Genomic DNA, 472 nt, shown 5'->3' with positions numbered 1-472 from the left:
TCCTCGACGCCGTGCACGCCGGCCGCGAGATGGTGGTGGAAGCCGACGAGCACGACGGCTGGACCGCCTGGAGCGTCGTCGCGAAGGGCACCGCCCACCTGCCGGACACGCGCAACGCCAGCGCCCAGCGGCTGCGGTCGATGCTCGCCACCCCGAAGCGCGCGACGGTCGTCCTGGAGCCCACCTCGATCACGGGACGGCTGTTCGACCAGGCCGCCCCGTGAGTCACGTCCGCGAGGGACGGCGGGACCGGATCCTCCGGGCCTGGGCAGCAGAGCACTCCCTCGACGCCAGCTCCCTCGACGTCGCGCTGCGGAACGGTCGCGTCGTGCTCACCGGCGACGTGGGCTGCCACAGCGACCGGGTGACCGCCGTCGGACTCGCGGAACAGTGCGTGCCGATGCACGCGATCGAGAACCGCATCGTCGTCCGTGCGTACGCGTGCGACCCCGAGGAGACCGACGCCGACGTC

Annotated in this window: 1 protein-coding gene and 1 pseudogene; both read left to right on the top strand. The window is 72.9% G+C overall.

Annotated features, from left to right (window positions below; translation table 11 throughout):
- Positions 1-224, top strand: a pseudogene (locus BIV03_RS19695) (hypothetical protein); the annotation flags it as partial.
- A partial coding sequence (locus BIV03_RS19690) for a BON domain-containing protein (protein ID WP_071295997.1) occupies positions 221-472 on the top strand: 252 nt, incomplete at its 3' end. The pseudogene BIV03_RS19695 and the gene BIV03_RS19690, both read left to right, overlap by 4 nt.

Origin of the sequence: Curtobacterium sp. MCBA15_016, from assembly GCF_001865105.1 — a bacterium.
Lineage (GTDB): Bacteria > Actinomycetota > Actinomycetes > Actinomycetales > Microbacteriaceae > Curtobacterium.
The sequence above is the reverse complement of the archived record's forward strand: the minus strand, read 5'-3'. Positions and strand labels throughout refer to the sequence as shown.